This is a genomic window from Streptomyces gobitricini, assembly GCF_039532985.1.
GTDB classification, from domain to species: domain Bacteria; phylum Actinomycetota; class Actinomycetes; order Streptomycetales; family Streptomycetaceae; genus Streptomyces; species Streptomyces gobitricini.
Window position 1 is genome coordinate 414,455 of the sequence record NZ_BAAASR010000018.1, and the last position, 19,142, is coordinate 433,596.

The 19,142-nt window shown below is 72.7% G+C and carries 19 protein-coding genes and 1 riboswitch; of the genes, 10 read left to right on the plus strand and 9 right to left on the minus strand.

All coding sequences use genetic code 11. The features are described 5' to 3' along the window. Positions 1-111: 111 nt before the first annotated feature. Genes ABD347_RS17225 through ABD347_RS17235 form a run of 3 tightly spaced genes read right to left on the minus strand, consistent with a single transcriptional unit; the run spans position 112 to position 2,560 of the window. Positions 112-1,176 carry an ArsO family NAD(P)H-dependent flavin-containing monooxygenase gene (locus ABD347_RS17225; protein WP_344362025.1) on the minus strand — a complete coding sequence of 355 codons (1,065 nt, stop codon included), beginning with the start codon at positions 1,174-1,176 and terminating at the stop codon, positions 112-114. Beyond that, positions 1,176-2,255 (minus strand): ACR3 family arsenite efflux transporter, encoded by a 1,080-nt coding sequence (gene arsB / locus ABD347_RS17230; RefSeq protein WP_344362026.1) that lies wholly within the window; start codon positions 2,253-2,255, stop codon positions 1,176-1,178. Before arsB ends, ABD347_RS17225 begins: the two co-directional genes overlap by 1 nt. Then, positions 2,252-2,560 (minus strand): ArsR/SmtB family transcription factor, encoded by a 309-nt coding sequence (locus ABD347_RS17235; RefSeq protein WP_344362028.1) that lies wholly within the window; start codon positions 2,558-2,560, stop codon positions 2,252-2,254. Before ABD347_RS17235 ends, arsB begins: the two co-directional genes overlap by 4 nt. A gap of 99 nt (positions 2,561-2,659) precedes the next feature. On the opposite strand from ABD347_RS17235, the gene ABD347_RS17240 reads away from it, so the two are divergent. Beyond that, positions 2,660-3,073: an arsenate reductase ArsC gene (locus tag ABD347_RS17240; protein WP_344362029.1), complete on the plus strand. Its 414-nt coding sequence runs from the start codon at positions 2,660-2,662 to the stop codon at positions 3,071-3,073. A gap of 374 nt (positions 3,074-3,447) precedes the next feature. Here ABD347_RS17240 and ABD347_RS17245 read toward each other — a convergent pair whose 3' ends face one another. Further along, positions 3,448-4,461 (minus strand): NAD(P)/FAD-dependent oxidoreductase, encoded by a 1,014-nt coding sequence (locus tag ABD347_RS17245; protein ID WP_344362031.1) that lies wholly within the window; start codon positions 4,459-4,461, stop codon positions 3,448-3,450. A 97-nt stretch (positions 4,462-4,558) separates the two neighbouring features. Here ABD347_RS17245 and ABD347_RS17250 point away from each other — a divergent pair, with 97 nt between their 5' ends. From ABD347_RS17250 to ABD347_RS17275, 6 genes are all read left to right on the plus strand, one after another. Then, positions 4,559-5,128, plus strand: a complete 570-nt coding sequence (locus tag ABD347_RS17250) for a helix-turn-helix domain-containing protein (RefSeq protein ID WP_344362032.1) — start codon at positions 4,559-4,561, stop codon at positions 5,126-5,128. Between the two features lie 122 nt (positions 5,129-5,250). Then, positions 5,251-6,123, plus strand: coding sequence for a class I SAM-dependent methyltransferase (locus ABD347_RS17255; protein WP_344362034.1), 873 nt, complete (start codon positions 5,251-5,253; stop codon positions 6,121-6,123). A gap of 290 nt (positions 6,124-6,413) precedes the next feature. Next, complete coding sequence (locus ABD347_RS17260) at positions 6,414-6,749, plus strand: YnfA family protein (RefSeq protein WP_344362036.1); 336 nt, start codon at positions 6,414-6,416, stop codon at positions 6,747-6,749. A gap of 664 nt (positions 6,750-7,413) precedes the next feature. After that, a riboswitch (cobalamin riboswitch) is annotated at positions 7,414-7,617 on the plus strand. Positions 7,618-7,656: 39 nt separating this feature from the next. Next, entirely contained in the window at positions 7,657-8,685 is a 1,029-nt protein-coding gene (locus tag ABD347_RS17265) for an ABC transporter substrate-binding protein (RefSeq protein WP_344362039.1), read from the plus strand. Between the two features lie 50 nt (positions 8,686-8,735). Next, positions 8,736-9,695 (plus strand): FecCD family ABC transporter permease, encoded by a 960-nt coding sequence (locus ABD347_RS17270; RefSeq protein ID WP_344362416.1) that lies wholly within the window; start codon positions 8,736-8,738, stop codon positions 9,693-9,695. Further along, the gene (locus ABD347_RS17275; protein WP_344362042.1) at positions 9,692-10,504 is read left to right on the plus strand and encodes an ABC transporter ATP-binding protein; all 813 of its coding nucleotides are present in this window, start codon (positions 9,692-9,694) and stop codon (positions 10,502-10,504) included. The genes ABD347_RS17270 and ABD347_RS17275 overlap by 4 nt, the downstream gene beginning before the upstream one ends. 205 nt (positions 10,505-10,709) lie before the next feature. On the opposite strand, the gene ABD347_RS17280 is transcribed toward ABD347_RS17275, so the two are convergent. Continuing rightward, positions 10,710-11,978 carry a cation:proton antiporter gene (locus tag ABD347_RS17280; protein ID WP_344362044.1) on the minus strand — a complete coding sequence of 423 codons (1,269 nt, stop codon included), beginning with the start codon at positions 11,976-11,978 and terminating at the stop codon, positions 10,710-10,712. Positions 11,979-12,519: 541 nt separating this feature from the next. Between ABD347_RS17280 and ABD347_RS17285 the strand changes: the two genes are divergently transcribed. The 3 genes from ABD347_RS17285 (at position 12,520) to ABD347_RS17295 (ending at position 15,706) form a co-directional block, all read left to right on the plus strand. Then, entirely contained in the window at positions 12,520-13,005 is a 486-nt protein-coding gene (locus tag ABD347_RS17285) for a hypothetical protein (protein ID WP_344362047.1), read from the plus strand. 86 nt (positions 13,006-13,091) lie between these two features. Next, positions 13,092-14,528 (plus strand): flotillin family protein, encoded by a 1,437-nt coding sequence (locus ABD347_RS17290; RefSeq protein ID WP_344362050.1) that lies wholly within the window; start codon positions 13,092-13,094, stop codon positions 14,526-14,528. 95 nt (positions 14,529-14,623) lie between these two features. Continuing rightward, entirely contained in the window at positions 14,624-15,706 is a 1,083-nt protein-coding gene (locus tag ABD347_RS17295; RefSeq protein WP_344362053.1) for a hypothetical protein, read from the plus strand. Between the two features lie 53 nt (positions 15,707-15,759). On the opposite strand, the gene ABD347_RS17300 is transcribed toward ABD347_RS17295, so the two are convergent. From ABD347_RS17300 to ABD347_RS17315, 4 genes are all read right to left on the minus strand, one after another. Further along, on the minus strand, positions 15,760-16,821 hold the full coding sequence (locus ABD347_RS17300) for a PucR family transcriptional regulator (RefSeq protein ID WP_344362055.1): 1,062 nt from the start codon (positions 16,819-16,821) through the stop codon (positions 15,760-15,762). Between the two features lie 293 nt (positions 16,822-17,114). Further along, complete coding sequence (locus tag ABD347_RS17305; RefSeq protein WP_344362057.1) at positions 17,115-18,161, minus strand: glucose 1-dehydrogenase; 1,047 nt, start codon at positions 18,159-18,161, stop codon at positions 17,115-17,117. A gap of 48 nt (positions 18,162-18,209) precedes the next feature. After that, complete coding sequence (locus tag ABD347_RS17310) at positions 18,210-18,470, minus strand: hypothetical protein (protein WP_344362058.1); 261 nt, start codon at positions 18,468-18,470, stop codon at positions 18,210-18,212. Next, complete coding sequence (locus tag ABD347_RS17315; RefSeq protein WP_344362061.1) at positions 18,467-18,886, minus strand: DUF1622 domain-containing protein; 420 nt, start codon at positions 18,884-18,886, stop codon at positions 18,467-18,469. The genes ABD347_RS17310 and ABD347_RS17315 overlap by 4 nt, the downstream gene beginning before the upstream one ends. Positions 18,887-19,142 lie beyond the last annotated feature (256 nt).

The following is a 19,142-nucleotide window of genomic DNA, read 5'->3' on the forward strand; positions in this document are numbered from 1 at the left end:
GACGCCAGCGTCAGCGCCGGCCGGCCCCCGGGGCGGGAGGCGACGACGAACGGTCCCGAGGGCCTGCGCGCCCGCCGGGGGCGCGCACCGGCCGCGGGTGGCTCCACGCCATCAGCCGCGCGCCCCGAGCAGGTCCGCGATCTCCCGGGCGGCCTCGCGGGCCGGGCGGCCCACGCCGATGAGGGTGGCGGAGGCCGGGCCGGTCCAGTCGCCGTACCCGAGCAGGTGGAGGCGGGGCTCGGCGAGGGCGCGCGTACCGGCGGTGGAGATGTGGCCCCGTGGCCCGCGCAGGCCGAGCGGAGCGAGGTGGGACAGGGCCGGGCGGAACCCGGTGCACCACACGAGGGCGTCGGCCTCGGCGGCCATGCCGTCGGCCCATGCGACGCCGGTCGGCGTGAGACGGTCGAACATCGGCGACGCCTTGAGGCGTCCGGCGTCCCGCGCCGCACGGACGGGCGGTACGGCCACGATGTCGCCGAGCGAGGCGACCCCGCCGGTGTCGGTGCGGCCCTGCTCCAGGGCGCGCCGACGCGCGGTGGCGGCGTCGAAGAGGGCGCGGCCGTCGATCTCGTCGGGAAGGAACCGCGGTTCGCGCAGCGTCACCCAGGTCAGGTGGGTGTCGTACGCGAGGTCGGCGGCGATCTGCGCACCGGAGTTCCCGCCGCCCACCACGATCACCCGCCGGCCGGCGAACTCCTGCGGCCTGCGGTACTCCACCGAGTGGAGCTGGACGCCGCGAAAGGCCGTACGGCCCGGCACCGCCGGGACGAAGGGCCGCGACCAGGTGCCGGTCGCGCTGACGACAGCGCGGGCGCACCAGTCACCGGAGTCGGTCCGGACCCGCAGGAACGGGCCGTCGCGGTGCACCTCCCGCACCCGCACGCCGCGCCGGACCGGGAGGTCGTAGCGCTTCTCGTAGTCCGCCAGGTAGTCCACGACATGCCGCGCGCCGGGACAGGCCCTGCCCTCCTGCGGCGGCATGAGCCGGCCGGGCAGCGAGGAGTACGCCGCCGGTGAGAACAGGCGCAGCGAATCCCACCCGTGCCGCCACGCCCCGCCCGGCATGGCCTGGGCGTCGAGCACGACGAACCCGACGCCGAGGCGGCGCAGGTGGTAACCGGCGGCGAGCCCCGACTGGCCGCCGCCGATCACCACCACGTCCGTACGCCGAGCCACTAGGCGGCCTTGAACTTCTTACGCCAGGCGAGCGACACGTACACGAGCGCCACCAGGACAGGCACCTCGATCAGCGGGCCGACGACACCCGACAGCGCCTGGCCCGACGTGACGCCGAAGGTGGCGATGGCGACCGCGATGGCGAGCTCGAAGTTGTTGCCGGCGGCGGTGAAGGCGAGGGTCGCCGTGCGGTCGTAGTTCAGGCCGATGACCTTGCCGAGCAGGAAGGTGCCGAACCACATCACCGCGAAGTACACCAGCAGCGGGACCGCGATCCGCGCCACGTCGAGCGGCTGGGAGGTGATGGTCTTCCCCTGGAGGGCGAAGAGGATCACGATCGTGAAGAGCAGGCCGTAGAGCGCCCACGGACCGATCTTCGGCAGGAAGCCGCTCTCGTAGGAATCGCGGCCGAGCTTCTTCTCACCGATCCGGCGGGTGAGGAAGCCGGCGAGCAGCGGGATGCCGAGGAAGATGACGACGTTGAGCGCGATCTTCCACATCGAGATGTCGAGCGATTCCCCGTTGCCGAGGCCGAGCCAGCCGGGCAGCAGGTCGAGGTAGAACCAGCCGAGCACGCCGAAGGCCAGGACCTGGAACACGCTGTTGAGCGCCACCAGCACGGCCGCCGCCTCGCGGTCCCCGCAGGCCAGGTCGTTCCAGATGATGACCATGGCGATACAGCGGGCCAGACCGACGATGATCAGACCGGTGCGGTACTCGGGCAGGTCCGGCAGGAAGATCCACGCCAGCGCGAACATCAGGGCCGGGCCCAGGACCCAGTTGACGACGAGCGACGAGACCATGAGTTTGCGGTCACCGGTGACGGCGTCGAGCCTGTCGTACCGGACCTTGGCGAGAACGGGGTACATCATGATCAGCAGGCCGACGGCGATCGGCAGGGAGATACCGCCGATCTCGACCTTCGCCAGGGCGTCGCCGAGGCCGGGGATCAGCCGGCCCAGGCCGAGCCCGAGGGCCATGGCGAGCAGAATCCATACGGCGAGGAAGCGGTCGAGCGTCGAGAGCTTCGCGACGACCGACGGTTCCTCGGTGGTCGCGGGTGCTTCGGTGCGGGTCACGGGCAGGCCCTCTTGTTGTCAGCGGCGGTACGAGCGGTCTCGGCCAGGTCGGCGAACTGGCCGGCGAGCTGGGCGATGACGTCGGGCCGCAGCTTGTAGTAGGTGAAGCGGCCGCACGGTTCGGTCTCCACGATCCCGGCCTCGCGCAGCACTCTCAGGTGGTTGGAGAGGTTCGTCTGGCGCGCTCCGGTCTCCTCCACCAGGTGGGTGGTGCAGAGCGTCTCACGGGCGAGCAGGGCGACGATCCGGAGCCTGAGCGGGTCGGCCAGAACCCGGAGGAGTTCAGTGTCGACTGACGTCATCATGGGCTGATACTTTCACATCAGTGGTGGATGACACCATCGGGTGCTGACGTCAGTGAATCCTGATGCGCCTGTTTCGTCGTGAGACAAGAGAGACCTTCGATGTCCCAGAAGCCCTCCGTCCTGTTCGTCTGCGTCCACAACGCGGGCCGCTCGCAGATGGCCGCCGCGTGGCTGACCCACCTGGCCGGGGACCGCGTAGAGGTGCGTTCCGCCGGCTCGGCCCCGGCGGACCGGGTCAACCCGGCCGCGGTCGAGGCGATGCGCGAGGTCGGCATCGACATGTCCGCGGAGACTCCGAAGATCCTCACCGTCGACGCGGTCAAGGCGTCGGACGTCTGCATCACCATGGGCTGCGGCGACACCTGCCCGGTCTTTCCCGGCAAGCGTTACCTGGACTGGCCGCTCGAGGACCCGGCCGGTCAGGGCGTCGAGGCCGTACGCCCGATCCGTGACGAGATCAGGAAGCTCGTCGAGGGCCTGATCGAGGAGATCGCGCCGGAGAAGTCGGCGTAGCGACGTCCCGAGGACCGGCCTCGGGAAGGCGGGGTCAGGGCCACGGACTCGGGGCCGGGCCGCCGCGCCCGTACGGCGTGCACCGCGTGCACCGCCAGACCGTGGCACCGCCTGCACCGTGCGCATCCGTACACCGTGCACGCCACGCGCTGACGCACCGCCACGCTCCCGCACCGCACGCGCCGATCCCCGGCCCCGGGACCGTGACGGCGCCGTGACGGTCGCCGTTTCCATCGCCGTCGACGTCGACGTCGACGGAACCACCGAGGCCCAGCGCCCGCCCTGCCCCGCCCCGACCCGACGGGCCCTCAGCGGAACCGTTCGGCTTCGCCCCCCCGCCTCGCGTGGTTCGCCGCGGGCCGGTGGCGCGGGTTTCAGGCGGGGGCACCGACGCGCCGCGCGGCGGCGAGAGCCGCCTCGGTGTCGGCGGCGGCCAGGTCGGCGTTCATGTGGGCGCCCGCCAGGGCACCGGCCGCGGCGGAGGCGCCGACCTGGGCGGTCGGATCGGTGGCGTTGCCGGCCACCCACACTCCGGGCACCTCGGTGGTGCCGGCCGTGCCGGAGACGAGGCGGCGGCCCATCCCGCCGGGAAGCTCCTCCGCCGGGAGCCCCAGTCCGTCCAGGCCCTCGGTGCGGGCGCGCAAGGTCGTCGCGACCGCGAGGACGCGGCGGGGCACGAGGTGGCCGTCGCCGAGGCGCACGCCCGCGATGTCGCCTTCCTCGCCGGTCACGACCTCCCGCACCGGGGTGTCGACGATCCGGATGCCGCGGGCGGCGAAGCGCTCACGGGTGTCCTCGTCGAGTTCGGCACCACGGGTGAAGAAGACGAGGTCATCGGTCAACTGGCGGAACAGCCAGGCGTGGTGGATCGAGGCCGGACCCGTGGACAGGATCCCGATGGGCTCGTCGCGCACCTCCCATCCGTGGCAGTACGGGCAGTGGACCACACCGTGCCCCCAGTGCTCCGCGAGCCCGCGGACGTCGGGCAGGACATCACGCAGCCCGGTGGCGACCAGCAGGCGGCGCGCCTGAAGGGTGCCGCCGTCGGCGAGGGTGACCGTGAAACGCGGGTCTCCCTCGGCGGAAGGAGCGGCCGGCGCGGCGGAGGCCACTTCCCCGGTCACGACGAGGCCGCCGTAGCGGCGCACCTCCTCGCGCCCCCTCCGCAGCAGTTCGGTCGGCGGGGTGCCGTCCAGTCCGAGCAGGCCGTGCACACCCCCGGCGGGCGCGTTGCGCGGGGCGCCGCTGTCGATCACGACGACCGAGCGGCGGGAGCGGGCGAGCATCAGGGCGCCGTTCAAGCCGGCGGCGCCGCCGCCGATCACCAGGGCGTCGACGGTTCCACCCGGCAGCTGTTCCGTCCCGTACACGTCAGTGGTCCCAGGCATGGCGTCGCACTCCCCTTCGTCGAGGGCCCCGGCCGTTCCGGTGGCCCGCCCTCACGACGGTAAGCAAACCTTGCGGCGAAGGCATAGCATGTTGCTCATGACGCAAGAGGATGGCGAGCTGGACAGCCTGGTACGCAAGCGGATCCGGGCCCTGCGCGTGGCGCAGGGCTGGTCCCTGGAGGAACTGGCCACCCGTGCCCGGGTCAGCCAGTCCACGCTCAGCCGCATCGAGAACGGCCGGCGCCGCCTGTCGCTGGACCAGCTCGTGATCCTCGCCCGGGCTCTGGACACCTCCCTGGACCAGCTCGTCGAGACCGCCACCGACGACGTCCTCATCAGTCCGGTGATCGACGCACCGCACGGGCTCATGCGGTGGCCGATCAGGGCGGAACCGGGCCTGACCGTCGTACGCCAGCGCATGACGGACCCGCCGCCGGACAACCCCGCGCGTATGCGCGCCCACCCGGGCCGCGAGTGGCTCGTCGTCCTGTCCGGTACCGCGGTCCTGCTCCTGGGGAACCGGCGCATCCGCGTGGAGACGAACCAGGCGGCCGAGTTCCCCACGATGCTGCCGCACGCCATCGGCGCCGAGGGCGGGCCCTGCGAGATCCTGGGCATCTTCGACCGCGACGCCCGCCGCGGCCACCAGCGGGGTGACGACGCCTGAGGCAGCGGCCGGCCCGTACCCGGCGCGCGCCGTTTGCGCTTCCGGCAGCACATCCGGCCATCGTCTTGCGCGATCGGGGAACCATGGCGTCCCGGCGGCACGCCCCTCCTAACGTGACCGCCATGACGCACACTTCTCCCCACTCCGCACCTGGTGGCGCGCAGCACACCGCCTTCGAGCACGACCTCGGGTCCGACGGCCAGGCCGAGATCCTCGACCTCGACGCGGAGGTGTTCGCCGAGCACCTCGCGTCCATCACCGCGTGGCTGCCCGTCGACAGGGACCCGCGCCACATCGCCGACCTGGGATGCGGCACCGGGGCCGGCACGTTCGCCCTGCTCGCGCGTTTCCCCGGAGCGGAGGTGACGGCCGTCGACGCGTCGGACGGCCATCTGGGCCGGCTGCGGAAACGGGCCGAGGCGCTCGGTGTGGCCGACCGGGTGCGCACGGTGCGGGCCGACCTCGACGGGGACTGGCCCGAGCTCGACCGGCCCGAGCTGGTGTGGGCGTCGGCGTCGATGCACCACCTGGCCGACCCCGACCGCGCGCTGCGCGAGGTTCGCGCCCTGCTCGCACCCGGCGGGCTGTTCGCCGTCGTCGAGACGGCCGGCTTCCCGCGCTTCCTGCCCGTCAACGCTCCCGAGGGGCGGCCCGGCCTTGAGGAGCGCTGCCACGCCGCCCTCGCGCACCACGCCGCCGCGCACGTGCCGCACCGCGGTGCCGACTGGGGCACCAAGCTGGCCTCCGCCGGGTTCACCGTCGAGGACGAGCGCGCGATCACTGTGAACGTCGACGGCTCCCGTGGCACGGCGGTCGGCCGGTACGCGCTCAGCAGCCTGAAGCACCTGCGCGACAGCGCCGCCCCCGCTCTTTCCGCCGAGGACCTCGTCGCGCTCGACCAGTTGCTCGACACCGACAGCCCCCTCGGCGTCCTGCGCCGCGGCGACCTCGCCGTCCGTACCGAACGCACCGTATGGGCCGCGCGACGCGCGTGACGCCGCGGCGACGCGCCTGACCAGAGCCCCGCCGGCGGCACCCGGGCGGCCGTACGCCCACACCGCCCGACGGGCCCACCGGCCGACCGTCTCGCCGGCGCCGGGCCAAAGCGTGCCGCGCGCCGCTTCCGGACGACAGGACACTCGGGCCGGCGCGCCCGACCGGCGCCCGGGCTCAGGTGCGCCACCGGGGGTGTGCCCGCCGCTCGCACAGGGCGGGAGCGTGCCCGCCCGGCGCCGGTCGACCCGCTGGAGCTCGTGTCCCCGGTCCGTCGGTAGGGTCGCCAGGTATGACTGTCGCCCGCTCCGTCGCTCTCTTCGTCGTCGCCGCCCTGTTCGAGATCGGCGGCGCCTGGCTGGTGTGGCAGGGCATCCGCGAGCACAAAGGGTGGATCTGGATCGGCGCCGGGGCCATCGCCCTGGGCCTGTACGGGGTGGTGGCGACCTGGCAGCACGACGACGACTTCGGCCGGGTCCTCGCCGCGTACGGTGGAGTCTTCGTCGCGGGGTCGATCGCCTGGGGCATGGTCGCCGACGGCTACCGGCCCGACCGCTTCGACGTCGTCGGCGCCCTGGTGTGCCTGGCCGGGATGGCCGTGATCATGTACGCCCCCCGCGGCCACTAGGTCAGCGGCGCGTACGGGCGGCCCGCCACCGCCAGCACCGGGGCTCAGGCTCTCCCCCACGGCGGGCACGGGGACGTCGGCGCGCGTGGTCAACTCCTTGGCGCGTTCAGCGACGACACGGCGGGCCGGTTGAGGCAGGCTCGAATGCGGCGGGGGCGCTCGGGACACATGGCGCTCCGCCGCCGCGACGAACACTGCCTACAGACGGCGCAGGTCACACGCGGAGACCTGGTGGGCGGGGGTGGCGGGTTCCGGGGCGTGAGCCGGACCCAAGCTGGGCTTTCGAAGCGCTGCCGACCGGACAGGGACCGACCCGGATCCGGGTGAGCCCTCCACCCCGGCGGCGGCCGCTCCACGTGCGGCCGGGCCGGGTATCCGGGCACGGTCGCGGCGCTCGGGGGCCTGACGCTCGCGGCAATCGTCTTCGCCCGCGTGGTCAGCCGCTCCTCGGCGAGCGCGAAGGACCGAACGCCTCGCTGCCCCGCGCTCCTCGTCCCGCCACCGCGGACGCCCACGGGCCTCGTACGTCCCGTGGAGTCCGCGGCTTCTTGGCGCCGACCCCGGTGGCGCCACCTCCGTCGTCCGCGTACGGGGCTGTCCAGTGCCCGAGCGCCGGTTGCTCCGAAGTGGGACACACCGTCGAGTTCGCCGGGATCCGCGGGTGTGGTAATTTGCGCCAGCCAGTTGAACTCCTTACATGCCTTGCGTGTGTACGTGAGTCAGGGAATCCGGTGCGAACCCGGAACTGACGCGCAGCGGTGAGGGCGACGGGCGGGGCACGAAGCCACTGGGCCGGACCACCGGCTCGGGAAGGCGCCTCGTCCGGATGACCCCGAGTCCGAAGACCTGCTGGCAGCACCGTACGCACGGGCTCCGCGCATGGGCCCCCGACGCTAGGAACAACGCCGTGCCCATCACGCGCCGGACCGCTTCTTTCGCCGTGCTCCTGAGCGGGGCCCTCCTGCTGACCGGGTGCGGCGCCTCCGCCCGGCCGGCGACCGCGCCGCAGGCCGCGGCGCGCGCGCTGGACAACTGCGGGGAGAAGGTGGAGATCCGGGGCGACGGGCCCCGGCGCGCGGTCTCGCTGAACCAGGGCACCACCGAGATCATGCTGTCGCTGGGCCTCGCGGACCGGATGGCCGGGACCGCGACCTGGACCGACCCCGTCATGAAGGGCCTCGAGAAGGCCAATGCCGGCGTGGAGCGCCTCGCCGAGAACAACCCGTCCTTCGAGAAGGTCCTCGACACCGAACCCGACTTCGTCGCCGCGTCGTTCGCCTCCACCCTCGGGAAGGGCGGCGTGGCGACGCGCGAGCAGTTCGCGAAGCTCGGCGTACCGACGTACCTCTCGCCGTCCGACTGTCTGGGCAAGGACAACAGCGGCGACGGGGACGGCGTCCGCACCGAGCCGCTGACGATGGACACCGTGTACGCGGAGGTGCGCGACCTCGCCCGCGTCTTCGGGGAGGACAAGCGCGGCGAGGATCTGGTCGCGCGGCTCACGTCCCGCGTCACCAGGGCCACCGCCGGCCTCGACGCCTCGGACGTCACCCTGCTGTACTGGTTCTCCGACGCCAAGTCCCCGTACATGGCGGGCTGCTGCGGAGCCCCCGGCATCATCACCAAGGAGCTGGGCGCCAAGAACGTCTTCGACGACACCACCGAGGAGTGGCCCCAGATCAACTGGGAGACGGTCGCCGACCGCGACCCCGACGTGCTGGTGATCGGTGACCTCACCCGCAAGGCGCAGAGCGGGGAGAGCGCCGCGAAGAAGATCGAGTTCCTGGAGTCGAACCCGGTCACCCGGAACATGGACGCCGTCCGTCACAAGCGGTACGTCCTGGTCAGCGGCCAGGCCATGAACCCGACGATCCGTACCGTGGAGGGCGTCGAACAGGTCGCGGCCGCGCTGCGCGGCTTCGGCCTGGCGAAGTGACCGCGGCGCTGCTGCGCGCGGCCGGCGGGCTCGCCGCGCTCGCCCTGTCCATGGCCCTGGCCATCACCATCGGGCCGGCGGACATCGACGTCCGCGACGTCTGGTCCGTCGTCGCCGCGCACCTCGGGGGTGATGTCTCGGAGCTCACCCCCATCCGCGACGGCATCGTGTGGAACCTCCGCCTTCCGCGCACCCTGCTGGCCGCCGTGTGCGGAGCGGGGCTGGCGCTGTGCGGAGCGGTGATGCAGTCGCTGCTGCGCAACCCGCTGGCGGATCCCTTCGTCCTCGGCGTCTCGTCCGGCGCCTCCACCGGAGCCGTCGTCGTGGTCGTCCTGGGCGTGGGCGGCGGTCTGCTGCCGGTCTCCGGCGGTGCCTTCGTGGGTGCCCTGTGCTCGTTCGCGGCGATGATGCTGCTGAGCCACACCCTCGGCGGCACCACCGACCGCGTCGTCCTGTCCGGCGTCGCCGCGATGCAGCTGTTCTCCGCGCTGACCTCCTTCATCGTGGTCACGTCGGCCGACGCCGAGACCACCCGGGGCGTGCTGTTCTGGCTGCTGGGCTCGCTGGGCGGGGCCGACTGGACGGACGTGTGGCTGTGCCTCGCCGCGCTGGTGATCGCGCTGGCCGTCTGCCTCGGCCACGCCAGGACCCTGGACGCGTTCGCCTTCGGTCAGGACGCGGCGGCCACCCTGGGCGTGAACGTCGCCCGTGCCCGGCTGGTCCTGCTGTGCGTCACCGCGCTGCTCACGGCCGCGCTGGTCAGTTCGTCCGGTGCCATCGGCTTCGTCGGCCTGGTGCTGCCGCACGCCGCGCGCGCCCTCGTCGGCCCCGGGCACGGCCGGTTGCTCCCGGCCGCGGCGCTCGGTGGGGCCGTGTTCCTGGTGTGGATCGACACGGTCGCCCGGATCGTCATCGAACCGCAGGAGGTGCCGGTCGGCGTGATGACCTCGCTGATCGGCGTGCCCGCCTTCGTACTCGTGCTGTACCGCACCCGGAGGACCCCTCGATGACCCTCGCCGCCGACCGTGTCGTCCGCACCGCCGACGGGCGGCTGATCCTCGACGGCGTCAGCGTCGCACCGCCCGCCGGTGCCGTGACGGGTCTGCTCGGCCCCAACGGCTCCGGCAAGTCCACCCTGCTGCGCGTCCTGTGCGGGGTGCTCGCCCCCGCCTCCGGGCTGGTCACGCTGGACGGTCACCCCTTGGACCGCCTGCGCCGCGGGGACGTCGCCCGGCGGGTGGCCGTCGTGGAGCAGCAGGCGGACACCCTCGTCGAGCTGACCGCCGCCGATGTCGTACGCCTCGGGCGCATCCCGCACCGGCGCCCCTGGTCGCCGCCGTCGCGGGCCGACGAACGGGCCGTCCTCGATGCCCTGGACCGCACGGATCTCACCGACCGGGCGGACCGCCCCTGGCACACGCTCTCCGGGGGCGAGCGCCAGCGCGTCCAGATCGCACGCGCCCTCGCGCAGGAACCGCGGGAGCTGCTGCTCGACGAGCCGACGAACCACCTCGACATCCAGCACCAGCACGACCTGCTGCACCTGGTCCGCCTGCTCCGGGTGACCGCCCTCGTCGCCCTGCACGACCTCAACCTCGCGGCGATGTACTGCGACCACCTGGTAGTGCTGCGCCAAGGGCGCGTCGTCGCCGCCGGTGCCCCCTCGGACGTGCTGACCGAGGCGCTCGTCGCCGACGTCTACGGCGTGCGCGTCACGGTCACCACCCCGGAGCCCGACGGCCGTCCGCACATCCGGGTGCTCGGCACGCTCACGCGCGCCCGTGAGGGTCGCTCAGGGGCTCGGGAGCACCGGGGGTGATGCCGAGCGCCGGAACCGTGGCCGGGTGGCGGGGGTCCGGAGCCTCCGGTGAGTCAGGAGCCTCCGGTGAGTCAGGAACGCCACAGCCGAAGGGCGGTCACGGCGACGGTGCCGCAAGCGGGTACGCGCTCGTCGGAGCGGGGGACAGGAACGGCAACGGGAACGCCGGTACGGCTCGCCCTCACCCGCCAGGCGCACCGGCCCCTCAGGAGGGAGGGGCCTGGTCGTCACGCTTGCCGCCGGTGCCGGCGGTCACCGTCGCGCCCGGCACCTCGTCGCGGTCGTCGGCTGAGGGAATGCCGGCGAGGTCGTCCACGTCGAAGAGGCGGGCGATGGGCACGTCGGTGCTGCTGTGGGCGACGATCGAGAAGGCGATGCACACGGCGATGAGGGTGTACGCCTGCTCCCCCTGCGGGATCCCCGCCTGGAGGACCAGCAGCCCGTAGACGACCGAAGCGAAGCCCTTGGGTCCGAACCAGGCCGCGACAAGCCTCTCCCGCCGGTCGAAGCGGGTACCGACGAGGGAGAGGAGCATGGACGCCGGACGGATCAGCACGATGGCGAGGACCACGGCGACGTACCCGCCGAACGAGAGGTCGCCGAACAACTGGGGCGTGAGCAGCGCGCCGAAGACGAGGAGCGCGGCGAACTTGGCCAGCTCCGCCAGGGCCTCGCCGAGCGGCTCGAACGCCGTCTTGGCCTCGGGCGACACTGCGGTCAGCACCGCGCCCGCGGAGAAGGCGGCGAGATAGGGGTTGGCGTGGGTGAGGTGGCACGCCCCGTACAGGATGACGCCGGTCGCGAGGGGCAGCAGCGGCTGGAGCTTGGGTTCCGCGCCCAGCAGCCGGAAGCGCACGAGGCCGTTCACCGCCAGCGGCAACAGGATACCGAAGGCCAGGCCCAGGCCGAGTTCGAGCCCGATCATGCCGAGCGACGACTCCGCGTGGCCGGCCGTCGGGCCGGCCGCGGCGATGAGGACCAGTACCACGGGCAGGGCGAGTCCGTCGTTGATGCCGCTCTCGACGTTGAGCAGCTGCCGCAGTTTGGCCGGGACCTCCTTGCGGCCCACGATCGCCGACGCGAAGACCGGGTCGGTGGGCGCCAGTACGGCGCCCACGAGGAACGAGGTGGTCCAGTCGAGCCCGACCAGGTAATGGGTGATCAGTGCCATGCCGACGAAGGCCAGTGGCATGCCGAGGCCGAGCGCACGGGCCGGGCTCTTCCAGCTCGCCCGGAGCTTCTCGAACGACACGTGCATGCCGTCGGTGAACAGCACGGCGAAGAGCGCCAGATCGGCTGTGACAGCGACGATCGCGCTGTCCGGGGTGATGTGGATCAGGCCGAGGAACCCGTCGCTGACGAGGGCACCGCCGACGAGGAACAGGAAGGACGTGGAGAGGACGGTCCGGGCCGCGAGGCCGGACAGCAGCACCGCGATGAGCAGCGCGACGCCGAAGACGGCGACAAGCACCATAAGAGACTCCCGATCGGCGAAGACAAGTGTCCTGTATCGCCGACCAGGCTTCCCGGCACACCGAGCCCGACTTTACACGTTTCGTACAAGCTCTTGACAGGGCCCTGACTCTTCACGGCCCGGGCGTGCCCCTGGGTACGCAGGCGCGGCGGCTACGCGTGAGCGCGCGTACCCGGGCCGGTGCACGCATACGCGTGTGCGCGAGCGGGTGCAGGTGTACGCGGGGAAGGCAAGGCGCGTGCCACCCGCCCCGCCCGGCCGCGGCGGGTGGCGAACCGGCCGTAGTGACCGCGGAGGGCCTCCCCCTCACCTCGGTCGGACACGCCCCCACGGCGGGTCGTTCGCACGAACCGTTGCCCCCGCACCGACTGGGCGCGGCGGAGAAGGGCACACGTCGAGTCGGCCGGAACTCCTCACTACGGCACGGCCTCAGCATCAAAGCGGCGTGAAGATTGCCGGGCTGAGGCAATGCGACTCGGCGCACGCGAGTGAGATCCTGCGAACCACCTCGGGATTCACCCGCGGAAAGGGAGGTGCGCGCATGGGCTTGTTTCTCGTTCTCGGCATCGCCGGGATCGTGCTGCTGGCTTGCTCGCTGCTCTTCGACGGTGTGCTGGAAGGCTTCCTCGACGGCTGGCTGTCGCTTCCGGTCATCGCCGGGTTCGTGTCGATGCTCGGCTTCACCGGAGCGATCGTGTCCGGCACCACCGGTCTCGGCATGGTCCCGGCGACAGCCGCCGGCGCGCTCGCCGGGGTCGCGGCCGGGTGGCTGACGTGGAAGCTGAGCCGCGCCCTGATGGACGACCGGACCTCCGCGGCACCGCGTGGGGACGACCTCATCGGCACCTCCGGGTCCGTGGTCACCGCCATCCCGGCGGACGGATACGGTGAAGTGCTGCTGCGTGTGGCCGGTCAGCCCGTGAAGTACGCCGCGAAGTCGGCCGCGCCTCTGCGGCGGGGCGCCGAGGTCTGGGTGGAGGAAGCGCTGTCGCCCAGCTCCGTCCGGGTGCGCCCCGTGGAACGCTGACACCGGCCCACCGGGCGCCTCCACCTCCCCCCTCTCCGCTCCACCCAATTGACCTGTCGTCCCCGTAGGGACAGAAGGGGATGCTCATGAGTCCAGTCGTCACCGCAGTGGTGGGGGTCGTCGTACTCCTTGTCCTGCTCGCCCTTGTCGTGATCACCCGCTACAAGGTCGCCGGGCCCAGCGAGGCGTTCATCGTCACGGGCCGCCGCGGCAAGCGGTCCACCGACCCCGACACGGGCCGGGTCATCACCGACAACAGCGGGCAGAAGGTCGTCGTCGGCGGCGGGGTCTTCGTCGTCCCCTTCGTACAGCAGAAGTTCACGCTCGACCTGTCCTCCCGGCACATCCCCATCGCCGTCCGTGGCGCGGTCACCCTGCGGGGGGTCAAGGTGAACCTCGAGGGTGTGGCGATCGTCAAGGTCGGCGGCACCGAGGATTCCATCCGCGCCGCCGCCCAGCGTTTCCTGATGCAGCAGGACGGCATCGTCGGCTTCACCCAGGAAGTGCTGTCGGGCGCCCTGCGCTCCATCGTGGGCCGGATGTCGGTCGAGGACATCATCCGCGACCGGGCCGCATTCGCGGGCCAGGTGGCCGAGGAGGCGGAGGCCAGCCTCTCCGGCCAGGGGCTGGTCCTGGACGCGTTCCAGATCCAGGACATCACCACCGAGGGCTCCTATCTGGAGGACCTCGGCCGTCCGGAGGCGGCGCGCGCCAAGCAGGAGGCGGACATCGCGGAGGCCGTGGCCCGCCGGGCGTCGGAGCAGGCACGGCTGAAGGCCGAGGAGGAGATCGCGATCGCCCAGCGGACGTTCGCGCTCAAGCAGGCCGAGATCAAGGCCGAGACCGACGAGGCGACGGCGAAGGCGGCCGCCGCGGGGCCGCTCGCCGAGGCGGACCGGCAGCAGGAGATCCTCAGCCAGCAGGAGAAGGTGGCCGAGCGGCAGGCGGCGCTCACCGACCGCGAGCTCGACACCAGGATCCGCAAGCCCGCCGACGCGGCGCGCTACCAGGCCGAGCAGGAGGCCGAGGCTCGTCGTATCGCCCAGGTCAAGGAGGCCGAGGCCGAGGCCCAGCGCGCCCGGCTGACCGGTGAGGGTGAGAAGGCGCACCGCGCCGCGCTCGCCGACGCCACCCGGATCGAGGGTGAGGCCGAGGCTGCCGCGATCGCGGTGAAGGGGGCCGCGGAGGCGGAGGCCATGCGGAAGAAGGCCGACGCGTTCGCCGAGTACGGCGATGCCGCCGTGCTCCAGATGCTCGTCGAGGTCCTCCCCGAGGTCGTCGCCAAGGCCGCCGAACCGCTGGGTGCCATCGACAAGTTGACCGTCATCTCGACCGACGGCGCCGGTCAGCTTCCGCGTACGGTCGCCAACAACGTGGCCCAGGGCATGGAACTGCTCAGCTCCACCACCGGCGTTGACCTGGCACAACTGCTTCAGGGCCTCACCGGCACGGCCGGGGAGCCGAAGGCCGCTCCGGCCGAGGCACCCGGCGACAACGGCAGGATCGAAGTCAGCGGTCAGTGACCCGGCGCGGACCGGCGGATGTCCACCAAGAACGGGCGGATGTCCATGAGGACCAGCTTCGAGTACAGACAGGCCCCTTCTCACAGGAGTACCCCTTGTCCCGGCGAGCCGACGTTCCACGCTCCGCGGCGAAGCGCCCGGTCCTCCCGTCCGCCGCCCTGGGGATCGTGTTCATCCTGGTGGCGGCGTGGCTGCTGTTCCGCGTGCCCGGCGCGCTCCAGGAGGAACGCCGGTTCGAGGCCGCGGCCGCCTGCACGGCACCGGCCGGGTCCGACGAGTGCCTGCGCACGGTGCCTGCCCGGGTCGGCCACACCGAACGCGCCGGGCGGAGCCGGACTCCGAACTTCTGGCTGTACGTCACCCAGGCGGACGGCACGCCGGCCAGGACGCGGCTCGCGGGGTCCCCGCCGTCGTCCCCGACCGCCTGGTCCGGGAGTCGCGTCCGGGTCACGTACTGGCAGGGGCAGATCCGGTACGTCGACTTCACGGACGGGCGCCGGTACACGTACGCGGACCCGCGGGGCTCCTACCGGCTGTTCCTCGCCGGGGGCCTGGGGCTCGGCATGTACGGCACCGGCTTCCTGTGGGTGGCGTACTGGTGGGCCCGCCACTCCGCGGCCTCCCGCAGAACGTATCCGTGGCAGGTCGGGGTGGCCCTGATCGGAGCTCTCTACCTGGCGGTCGCGGGAGCGGCGGTGCCGTGGCTGACCGACGACGTCCCGGCCGCGCTGCTCCTCCTCGCGGCGGCCGCGCTTCCCGTCCCGGCCGCGTACGCCGTGACCGCGTCGGTGTACCGGCGCAGGGGCGACGACACGGTGCACGTGGTCCCGGCCGTACCGGAGGCGGAACAGTGCGTCCCGGGCGCGGTACTCGGAGACGTGCCCTACAGCCCCCCTCATGGGGGCGGCTACCTGGTCGTCGGCCCCGGCCTGCTGGCGACGACCCCCGACCCCACCGGCGCGTTCGCCCGCCGGGCGGTCCCCCGCACCCTGGTTCCCCAGCGGGTCCGCCCGCCGTACCGGACGGACCCGGGCGGCGGGAACTACGGCGACCGGTTGGTCGTGGAGTGCCGGGACGGCGGGACTCCGGTGTTCGTCGTCACGGCCAAGGAGCATGTGCCATGGGTGCTGGGCGCCCTGGAGTCCGCCCGGGAAGCAGCCCGCGAGCCGGGGAGATAGGTGGTCCGGCGCGTCGAGACCGTGGGCGTGGCCGCCCCGCTGCGCCGACCGCGTCACAACTCCTGGGCGGGCCAGTCCAGCAGCCGGGCGCCGACGACCGCGGTCTGGAGGGTGTAGCGGTGGACGGGGTCACCGGGGTCGGCGCCCGTCAGCTGGTGGATCCGGTCCAGCCGGTACGTCATCGCCCGTACGCTCAGGGAGAGCCGCCGGGCCGCTTCCGCTGCCACGCAACCGGTGTCGAAGTACGCGGTGAGCGTGTCGATCAGCGGCTGGGGGCCGCCCCGGGCCTGCCGGAGGGGCCCCAGGACGCTCAGCACGAGGTCGGCCATCGCCTGGCGGTCACGCGTGAGGACCGGGTAGACAAGCAGGTCCGTGGCCCGCAGGACCGGGTCCTCCAACTGCATGCGCTCGGCGAGCTCCAAGGCGTTGAGCGCCTCCTCGTAGGAGTGGACCACCCCGCCGACGCCCGAGTGGGAGCGGCCGATGGCGACCCGGCCCCCGTCCGTCGCCGCGTGTGCCTGTTTGGCGAAGAAGGTCAGGACGTCGGACTGATCGCCCGGCGCGACGCAGATCAGCCGGCCGTTCTTGGTGGTGAGCAGGATCCGGCGGTCCCCGAAGCGGGCGGTGAGGGACGCTTCCACGGTCCGGGTGACCGGGAAGCCGTCGTCGTACGGCTCCGGCCCCTGCGCCACCGCGACCGCGTGCGCGTGGGAGAGCACCAGGCCGAAGCGTTCCGCCCGTTCGGCGAGGCGGCCCAGGTGGCTGCGGCCGTGGAGCAGGTCGTCGATGAATTCCCGCCGCGCCGCCTCCTGCTGACGGATCGCGAGCCGCTGAGCCCGCTCGTGCCCTTCCGCGAAGGCGTCGACGGCCTGTTCGACGGCGGCCAGCAGGTGGTCGGCGGCCGCGCCCCGCAAGTCCGTGCGGACATCCTGGGCCGCGGCGAGGTGGGCACGGACCACTCGCCGCAACCCGACGCCGGCTTTCGCCGCCCGCTCCCCCTGTGCCCGCAGTTCCTCCAGCTCGTCCCGGGTCAGCCTCCGGCCGGTGGCGCAGGCACCGGCCAGGATCCGTGCGTACCCCTCCAGATACCGCTCGACCGTGTCCCGCTCCGCCATGGCCCCTCCCCCGTTCTGACGCGCCGCTGCTTTCGTGACGCGTGACCGTCAAGGGTGGCACGCGTCTGACGAGGGAGCGCCACCGGCATCGCGAGGAAGACGCGCGGACGCCCTTCCCGGCGGCCCGGCGGCCCGGCGGCCGTGCCCATGGCCCGCCGGTGGTCCCCGTCGGCCGTGGCAGAGCGGTGACGGGCCGGACGCCACACATGAGCCGAGCGCGTGGGCGCCCCCGACGGAGGCGGGGCGCCCACGCGTGAGCAGTCCTCTCGCCGGGCCGTTTCCGGGGGCGGCGCCTACAGGTCGATGACGACTTTGACGTCGTCCGGCTGCTGCTCGAACGCCTCGGTGGCGCGCTCCAGGGGCACCCGCCTGGTGATCAGGCGCTCCAGCCAGGTCAGGTCGGCCTTCGCGAGCGCGTCCGCGGCTTGCCGGTAGTGCCGCAGGTTCGCGTTGACGGACCCGACCACGGCGTCGTTCTCCAGCACGATGTCGCGGTTGAGGGTGCCGGCGTCCACGGTGACGCGCCGGCCGGCCGGTGATACACCGGTCAGGCACACCACCCCGTACGAGGCGGTCCCGGTCAGCGCGGCGAACACCGGGCCGGCGGCTCCGGTGGCCTCGATGATGATGTCCGGGCACACGTCGCCGATCACCTGTGCGGCATCGTCGGTGTGGTACTCGGCGTCCAGATCCCGTACCAGTGCGGGCTTCGGCCCTTCGGTCACGCGGTCCAGGACATGAACCTCCAACCCGCGCTGTGCGCCCAGCAGGGCGGCCAGCAGGCCGATCGGCCCGGCGCCGGTGACCAGGACCCGCCGCGGCTCGAACCAGGAGCGTCCGCCGATACGCTCCACCTGCTCCCATGCCTTGGCCACGACCGAGGTGGGCTCCATGAGCACGCCGACATGTTCGAGGTGCGGTTGCAGCTTCACCGCGTAGTCGGGCTCCACGCACCACATCTGGGCGCCGTAGCCGTCGATCTCCTTGATGCCGCGCTCGGTGTAGCGGCCGTTGCGGCACATGTCGAACTCGCCCTGGGCGCAGGCGCCGCAGGGCACGGGATCCGGTCGGCGCACCACCCCGGCCACCAGATCACCGGCCGAGAACCTGCTACCGGGAGGGGCCTGTTCCACCCGGCCCAGTGACTCGTGCCCGAGGACGATCCAGTCACGGCCCGGCGGGGCCCATCCGTACTCGCCCCCCGCGATCTCCCGGTCCGTCCCGCACACACCCACCGTCAAGCCCCGTACCAGCAGTTCCCCGTCCGCCGGCGACGGGTCGGCCAGCTGCCGCTCTTCCAGTGAGTTCTTCTGTCCGGGTCGTACGGTCAACGCACGCATCGGTCGTCCGCCTCTCTCGTTCGCTCGTTCGTCCGGTCTGCCCGCTCGTCACCTGTGCCCCGACGTGCCGGCCCCGGGCCGGCCGAGACGTGTCGCGACCAGTCTGCGGATGCCGATCACGGCCGCCGCGGCGGCGATGCTGCCCCACGATGGTTCGTCCGCGAGCCTGATCAGTCCGGCAGCGGTGAGGAAGTCGAGCAGCAGGCCCAGGGAGACGCGTACCTGTTTGGTGGACAAGTACGCCACGCAGGCGCTCAGCAACCCCGCCGCCGTCGTCAGCAGGGCCGCCGTGTGCAGCCAGGCGGTCACGGAGTGGCGGCCTTGTTGCCGTCGCGGTTGTCCTCGCGGTCGTCCTCGTGGAGTTCGGCCCGTTCGCGGGCGATCTCCCGGCCGAGAAAGTAGTTGAGCGCGGTACGGATCGCGGCGATGGCCGCCAGTTGCCCGATCTCCGCGAAGCTCGGCGCCACGGCCGTGCGCAGGACGTCACCGGCGAGCTGGAACTCGAGCCCGAGGACGAGGAAACGTCCCAGGCTGAGACGGATGCGGTTGAAGCCGGCCACCCGCCGGCCGCCGCGACCGCGCGTCCCGGCGAGCACGAACTGGGCGAACGCCCACATGGCCCCGATGAAAATAATCAATGCCCCAGCCGACTCCACCACTCTGACCAGCAGACCGATCACATCGCGCAGGGTGGACTCGGGCAGCAGTTCAATCGACAGGGGCATGCTCACGCCGGTACCCGTCTTATGGGCGGGATCACCCGCCGATACGAGCGGCTCACCCGCGTGGTCCACGAGCGCGGGGCGGCCCCGCCCAGGGCCCGCCCTCCGCCGCGCCGGTCCGTGGCGCGGGGGCCGGCCCCCTGCTCGCCCGCGAGGCGGAGGGGTCGGCGATTCGGGGACGGCCCGCCGCGCCTCGTTCCGCCGGCTCCCCGGCCGACGCTCCGTTCCGTGGACGGGATGTCTCCCTCCGCCCCACCCG

Excerpts from the sequence above, each read along its gene's own strand:
- ABD347_RS17235 (WP_344362028.1), bottom strand. The coding sequence starts at position 2,560 with ATGATGACGTCAGTCGACACTGAACTCCTCCGGGTTCTGGCCGACCCG.
- ABD347_RS17240 (WP_344362029.1), top strand. The coding sequence starts at position 2,660 with ATGTCCCAGAAGCCCTCCGTCCTGTTCGTCTGCGTCCACAACGCGGGC.
- ABD347_RS17245 (WP_344362031.1), bottom strand. The coding sequence starts at position 4,461 with ATGCCTGGGACCACTGACGTGTACGGGACGGAACAGCTGCCGGGTGGA.
- ABD347_RS17250 (WP_344362032.1), top strand. The coding sequence starts at position 4,559 with ATGACGCAAGAGGATGGCGAGCTGGACAGCCTGGTACGCAAGCGGATC.
- ABD347_RS17255 (WP_344362034.1), top strand. The coding sequence starts at position 5,251 with ATGACGCACACTTCTCCCCACTCCGCACCTGGTGGCGCGCAGCACACC.
- ABD347_RS17260 (WP_344362036.1), top strand. The coding sequence starts at position 6,414 with ATGACTGTCGCCCGCTCCGTCGCTCTCTTCGTCGTCGCCGCCCTGTTC.
- ABD347_RS17270 (WP_344362416.1), top strand. The coding sequence starts at position 8,736 with ATGGCCCTGGCCATCACCATCGGGCCGGCGGACATCGACGTCCGCGAC.
- ABD347_RS17275 (WP_344362042.1), top strand. The coding sequence starts at position 9,692 with ATGACCCTCGCCGCCGACCGTGTCGTCCGCACCGCCGACGGGCGGCTG.
- ABD347_RS17280 (WP_344362044.1), bottom strand. The coding sequence starts at position 11,978 with ATGGTGCTTGTCGCCGTCTTCGGCGTCGCGCTGCTCATCGCGGTGCTG.
- ABD347_RS17285 (WP_344362047.1), top strand. The coding sequence starts at position 12,520 with ATGGGCTTGTTTCTCGTTCTCGGCATCGCCGGGATCGTGCTGCTGGCT.
- ABD347_RS17290 (WP_344362050.1), top strand. The coding sequence starts at position 13,092 with ATGAGTCCAGTCGTCACCGCAGTGGTGGGGGTCGTCGTACTCCTTGTC.
- ABD347_RS17300 (WP_344362055.1), bottom strand. The coding sequence starts at position 16,821 with ATGGCGGAGCGGGACACGGTCGAGCGGTATCTGGAGGGGTACGCACGG.
- ABD347_RS17305 (WP_344362057.1), bottom strand. The coding sequence starts at position 18,161 with ATGCGTGCGTTGACCGTACGACCCGGACAGAAGAACTCACTGGAAGAG.
- ABD347_RS17315 (WP_344362061.1), bottom strand. The coding sequence starts at position 18,886 with ATGCCCCTGTCGATTGAACTGCTGCCCGAGTCCACCCTGCGCGATGTG.